The sequence below is a fragment of the Coriobacteriia bacterium genome (assembly GCA_031292615.1).
GTDB lineage: Bacteria > Actinomycetota > Coriobacteriia > Anaerosomatales > JAAXUF01 > JARLGT01.
In genome coordinates this window covers 1-5,920 of sequence record JARLGT010000050.1, presented here as the reverse complement: position 1 = coordinate 5,920, position 5,920 = coordinate 1, and the positions used below count along the sequence as shown (strand labels likewise).

Annotated in this window: 6 protein-coding genes; 3 read left to right on the top strand and 3 right to left on the bottom strand. The window is 64.0% G+C overall.

Annotated elements, in window-relative coordinates:
* The first annotated feature begins 640 nt into the window (after positions 1-640).
* Positions 641-1,033, top strand: coding sequence for an HsmA family protein (locus P4L93_04600; GenBank protein ID MDR3686220.1), 393 nt, complete (start codon positions 641-643; stop codon positions 1,031-1,033).
* A gap of 94 nt (positions 1,034-1,127) precedes the next feature.
* Positions 1,128-1,376, top strand: coding sequence for a GlsB/YeaQ/YmgE family stress response membrane protein (locus tag P4L93_04595; protein ID MDR3686219.1), 249 nt, complete (start codon positions 1,128-1,130; stop codon positions 1,374-1,376).
* 38 nt (positions 1,377-1,414) lie between these two features.
* Here the strand turns inward: P4L93_04595 and P4L93_04590 are convergent, their stop codons facing one another.
* Positions 1,415-2,290 (bottom strand): DUF2817 domain-containing protein, encoded by an 876-nt coding sequence (locus tag P4L93_04590; protein MDR3686218.1) that lies wholly within the window; start codon positions 2,288-2,290, stop codon positions 1,415-1,417.
* A 122-nt stretch (positions 2,291-2,412) separates the two neighbouring features.
* On the opposite strand from P4L93_04590, the gene P4L93_04585 reads away from it, so the two are divergent.
* Positions 2,413-3,213, top strand: a complete 801-nt coding sequence (locus tag P4L93_04585; protein MDR3686217.1) for a hypothetical protein — start codon at positions 2,413-2,415, stop codon at positions 3,211-3,213.
* Here P4L93_04585 and P4L93_04580 read toward each other — a convergent pair.
* Entirely contained in the window at positions 3,210-4,406 is a 1,197-nt protein-coding gene (locus tag P4L93_04580; GenBank protein ID MDR3686216.1) for a polysaccharide deacetylase family protein, read from the bottom strand. The two genes, P4L93_04585 and P4L93_04580, sit on opposite strands and share 4 nt — an antisense overlap.
* Positions 4,407-4,470: 64 nt before the next feature.
* Complete coding sequence (locus P4L93_04575; protein MDR3686215.1) at positions 4,471-5,715, bottom strand: MFS transporter; 1,245 nt, start codon at positions 5,713-5,715, stop codon at positions 4,471-4,473.
* Positions 5,716-5,920: the final 205 nt, after the last annotated feature.

The window sequence follows — 5,920 nt, the reverse complement described above, 5'->3', positions numbered from 1 at the left end:
GCCCGGGATGGCGAGGTTGGGAGAGCCGTCCTGGTTGTAGCCGTTGGCCGGAGCCGTGGCGGCAGCACCGAGGCGCTGCTGGCCGGAGTGGTTGATTCCTGCGGCGAAGGCAGCGCCGGAGAAGGCGAACACGAGCATCGCGACGAGAGCCGCGACGAGCAGAGTCTTCTTCACAGATCCTCCTAGAATAGTTTCCTTGTTGTTGGTCATCTCATTCATGAAAGCACCTCCCTTCCGAGATTGATTTCAGTTCAAACGTCGTGTGGCCGCCTTAACTATCTGCGGTCGTCCCTAGACAGCGGGACCGGGGTTGCGCATCCGATAAAATGCGACTGTTAAACTATCTTATAGAATGTGAGCTAGTCTGATTCCCACACCGGACATACGTTACGCTTTTCTAAGCAATTGTAGAAGTGGAAGACCCGCTTACATTTAGATGGGGAACTTGTGTTCGTGTGTCGGCCAACGCAGCGGGCCGAGCGCTCTGAGCGCGTTCTTGTAGAGTCGGTTATAACATTACACTTCCTTAGCAGAGATGTGAATGCCCTCAGCGAGGAATTCCCTATACGAGAGCGCGACTCAAAGAAGGGTGCGGCTGATCGGGCTCACCCCGCTCGGCGGGATGCGATACCATGCTGGGATGCCTCACGAACTCATCGTTCCAGCCACCATAATGTCGCTCGCTTTCGTCTTCTACACTACGGGCGTATGGTCCGAGCGCTTCCAGCGCGACCTGCGCATCTGGCACGTCGTGTTCTTCTGGCTCGGACTCGCGTGCGACGGCTACGCCACGACGCTGATGCACCGACTGACGGTGGCGGGCGAGAACGCGGGCGTCATCCACACCGTGACCGGCGGTGCGGCCTTTGGGCTCATGGCGCTACACGCCATCTGGGCGACATGGGTCCTTGTTCGAGGCAGCCGAGAAGCCCGTGCGCGCTTCCATCGATTCAGCATCGTCGTCTGGACGATCTGGCTCGTGCCGTATTTCGGCGGCATGATAGCCGGCATTGCGCGGGGTACGCGGGGATAGCCCGCCCACACCGCCATCGAGGCACCAGTCGTTTAGCACAAGCTAGGATCTGGGCAGACCCTTCCAGAACGACCGTCGTAGGAAGGGGTATCTCGTGGGCATTCTGACGTGGATTCTCATCGGCTTGGTTGCTGGCGTGCTCGCCAAGCTAATCATGGGTGACAGGTTCGGCTGGATCGTCACGATCGTGCTGGGAATCGTCGGCTCGTTCGTTGGAGGCTTCGTCTTCGGTCTGTTCGGCGGATCTGGCGTAAGCGGCTTCAACTTGCCGTCGATTCTGGTCGCGACGATCGGTGCCATCATCGTGCTGTTCATCTACGGGCTGATCGCCCGCCGCAAGTAATGGCGCGACCGCGATTCTTGCGCGCCCGCTCGGCTCGGCTACTTGAGCGCCGCTAGCATCCCAGCTCGCACTCGGCCGGTCAGTGTCCGGCTGCCCAGTTCCCACGTGATGATGGGCGTGCGATAGGCCTCGGGGATGTAGCTGCCCATCGACCCGTGGTACGCGGGCAGCCGGTGTACCTTGACGCGCGACGCCTTCGACATCCGCCTGGCCAAGGTCCAGCCTCCCGGCCCGTCGTAGTCGATCATCGGCCCGCGCGAGTGCATGCTGATCACTCGGAGGTAGCCTCCACTGGCCAGTACGCCGAGCAGCGCCTTCGTCTCTGGCTCGGAGCCCGGAGTTGCACCTGGCGTCGACCCGCTCGCGTTGCGCTTCCGATTCCAGTTGCGAGCCGGGAAGTTCCGGTTGATGTCGACGTTGTGGGCGTTGGCCCGCCTGCCGTGCGCGGTCCCGTCCGGATTGGCGTAGGCAATCACGTCGACCTGCGTGCCCGAGGGAATCACGGACGGATTCGCGCGAAGGTACGTCGCGAACGCAGCCGTGACCGGTCCGCCGTACTCGTTGCCGTGAATGCCACCCACGAACAGGATGTGGCGCGACCCCGAGCCAAAGGTCTCAAGTACGATGCTGCGACCCTGCACCGACAGGCCGACCACGCGAGTGGGTGGCTGCGAGGGTGAGACGCTGGTGTCCGGCGTGCTGGTGACGTCGGGCGTTCCAGTTGCGAGCGGAGTTGTCTGAGCCGCCGCTGGATGCGTCGCCGAAGCGTCCGCGGTCGCGGTCGTCGCCGCCGCTGAAGCTCTCGGAGCGGCAGCAAGCGCGGCTGCAACCAGCACCGCGAGCACGCCAAGCAGTGCCGCGGTCGCGCGTAGCGTGTGGGCTGAATCCCGCTTGGCGGTGATGGTGCAGGGCACAGCCGTCCTCCTTGCAGAAGGTACGGTCGTTCATACCACCAATCGCGCAGGCTCTCGCGACGGGTCTACACTGGGCTGGCCCAACCGCCAACTCGACGACACGGGTTGGGAATGGAGTTCGCGTGCGCACTACCAACCACAGACTCCGCTCCCGAGCACGGCGCGCGCTTCTCGGCGTCGTGGTTCTCGGCGTACTGGCGATGGCGGCCGTGACGCTTCCTCGGCCACTCCCGGCAACTCGCGTCGCGCTCGCCGAGGAGACCAGCGGATCGATGGAGTCGTCCGCAACAACGCCTGCCCCGCTGCCACAGCGAATGGCGCACATCGGCGCTGCCAAGCAGCTGATTGTCGCGACGGGTGCGAAACTGGGCGCGAAATACGGGGCGCTGCAGTTCTTCGACTTTGTCGACGGTTCTTGGGTGTGCACGATGTCGGTACCGTGCCGCTTCGGAAAGAACGGCCTGATGGACGGTGCGCGCAGGTGGGCCGGCAACAAGACAACGCCCACCGGTATCTGGATGATGCCGGGCTACATCTTTGGCACGCACGCGCACGCGCCCTCGGGCACCAGACTGCGCTACCGGCGCATCACGTGGAAGTCGTGGTGGAGCAGCAAGCGCGGCAGCACTTACAACGACTGGGTGGAGGCTCGGCGCTGGCCCGGCGAGCGTCTCGCAAACGCGCCCGTCCAATACGAGTACGCGATCTCGACCGGCTATAACGCAAAGCCCAACCACGTGCGCTACGGACGAGGAAGCGGCATCTTCCTGCACATGTTTGGCGCGGGTCTGACGTCTGGATGTGTCTCGGTGTCGCGCGGCAACATGATCCGCATCTGCACGCTACTCGATCCCGCGAAGCAGCCCACGTTCGCGGTCGGCACCCTGGCGACCGGCACCCCAACAGCGATCGCGGCGTACTAGCCCATCGTGTGCGGCAGCGTCGATAGCTGGCTGATGGTCACGAAGCTGTAGCCCATCGCTTTGAGCTGCGCGATGATCTGCGGCAGCGCGGCCACGGTGTGGCTACGATTGCCACCGCCATCGTGCATGAGCACGACCGCGCCCGGGCGCACGTTGCGCACGACGCGCGATACGATCGTTGCGGCGGGCGGCTTCTGCCAGTCGTCTGTGTCGATGTCCCACTGCACCCAGCGCAGCTTCAGCTTGGCCAGTACCGGATACATCGCCGGGGTGGTGTTTCCACCAGGCGGGCGGAAGACCGTGGGCGTTTGGCCCGACGCCTTCGAAATGGAGTACTGCGCCATCGTGATCTCGTCTGATACGCCGGCCGCCGAGAGACGCCCCAGGTTCAGGGGATGCGTCTCGCTGTGATTGCCTAACTCCATGCCCGCGTCGGCAACATCCCTGGAGAGGTCGGGCATCCCTTTGGCCTGCTGACCGATCTCGAAGAACGTCGCCTTGATGCCGTTGGCCTGGAGGATCTTCAAAATCGCCCGAGTTGAACCGGGCCACGGGCCATCATCGAACGTAAGCGCCACGATCTTGGCACCCTTGGTCGGCTCCTGCCGCGCGACGATCTTGGCTGTAGGCGCAACCTTCTGCTTCTTGCTCACGACTTGGTTGGAGATGTCGCCGACCTTGATCTCCTGTACTCCAGGGGTGCCGGTCTGGATGACGGTCTCGATCGGGCCTGTGCCCTCGTAGCGCGTCGGAGGCGCAATCGCCACAGTGGTGACGTGCGTAGGTTCGACGACGTCGGCTCCGTTCGAGCTCACCAGCACCGCCGAGCTCCGCAGCGGCGAGCTAGCGAGCAGAATCACGCCGCTCGCCGAGACCCTGGGTGGGTCGCCTGCGCCGAGCCGTAGAACGTGGTGGTTCTTCGCCGACACCAGATTGCCTGGCTTGCGATCCACGATGCCCTTTGCATAGAGCGTTGCGACCGTACTGCCGGCCGGAAGTCGGACGGACTTGCCGTCGACCGACAGCGACACGGTGAAGACGGTGAGGTAGACAACCGCAGCGATGGCGACCACGGCAACGCCAAGCCCGGCACCCCCGGCCACCCAGACGAGCCACGACCTCGAACTCTTGGCGCTCTTGGCGATGACGTCCTCCAGCTCTAATGTCGACCGGCCGTGCAGTGCGCGCAGCACTGCCCTGTCGTCATGCGATTCCTCGGCAACCCAAGCTGGTTAGCAAGTCGCAGACCACGCGTTCTTATGCGACTTCCCGACCCACAAATAGTGTGCCCCAGCCTAAAGTCATTACCCCCGCGATAACGGCCAGCCCAAACCAGTACGGTGCGGCGTGCCCGACGCTGGCGTAGAGCAGACCCGCCAGCAAAGGACCGATGGCCCTCGCGGCAAGCGACATCGACGCCAGACCGCCCATGACCCAGCCTTGCTCGCGGTGAGAGACGGAGCGCGAGATCAGCCCCTGCAGCGCCGGGCCCGTGCCGCCCTCACTCGCCGCGAACAGCAGCCCACCAAACACGAACAGCCAGGCCGAAGTGAACGATGCAACGATTGCGAGCGCGAGGTAGCCGATTGCCTGGCCGACCAATCCTGCGAACACAACGCCGCGCTCGCCGATCCTAGGCAGGAGGAAGCGAACGAGGCCGCCCTGGACGAGGATGTCGAGCACGCCGACGCCCGTCATGTACAGACCGATCTGCGTTGGCCCCCATGCGAGCACGTCTTTGCCGAATACGCTGACGTTTGACTGCAGGCCGGCCATCGGAATCGTCATCACCAGCACGATCAGCAGAAACGGTCGTAGCTCTGGGCGTGCAAGTGCTTTGCGCAGGCTGGTGAACGGGTGCACGTCGGCCAAAGAGAACGAGTCGGTGCGGTGCTCGGCGTTGAGCGACTCCGGCAGCACGAACATGCCGAGAACAGCTGCAGCCACCGAAATCGCGGCCGCGACGAACACCGGTGTCGCGAGGCCATAGACCGCGAGCAGGCCGCCGATCGCCGGCCCGACCATGAAGCCGATACCCATCATGGCGCCGGTCATGCCGAAGCGGCTGGCCCTCTGCTCGGGCGCGGTGATGTCGGCCAAGTAGGCGTAGATGGTCGAGAAGTTGCCGCCGGTTACGCCGTCTATGATGCGCGCCAGGAGCAGCACCCACATCGCACCGCCGATGCCGAACACCACGAACCCGACCGCCGAGCCCAACACACATGCCAGCAGCACTGGCTTGCGGCCAATCCTGTCGGAGAGCGCACCGAGCGCCGGGGCGGCCAGGAAAGCGAAGACGGCATAGGCCGACGTGAGGATACCAACCCATAGCGCAACAGCCGAGGGCGAGGAGACGTAACGCTGCGCCAGAAACGGAACGACCGGGATGACGATCGTCATGCCCATCGTGTTGAGGAACGCGATGACGAAGATGAGCAGGAGCGCTCGTTTGGGAACGTCGTTGGCGGCTGCGGGAGAAGCAGTTTGCGGTGCGGATGACACGAAGGCCTCCAGAGGCAACGGGCGAAAGCAGTTCGCGCATGGTAACACCGTTTTCGGCGACGTCGCGCACTGGCCGATGACCCACCTTGCCGACGACTGGTGGCGCGGGTACTATAACGATTCGCGCGCGAGGGCCTGCACGTACGCCCGAGCCCGTCGCGGAGAGCTGGCCGAGTAGGTCGAAGGCGCTCGCCTGCTAAGCGAG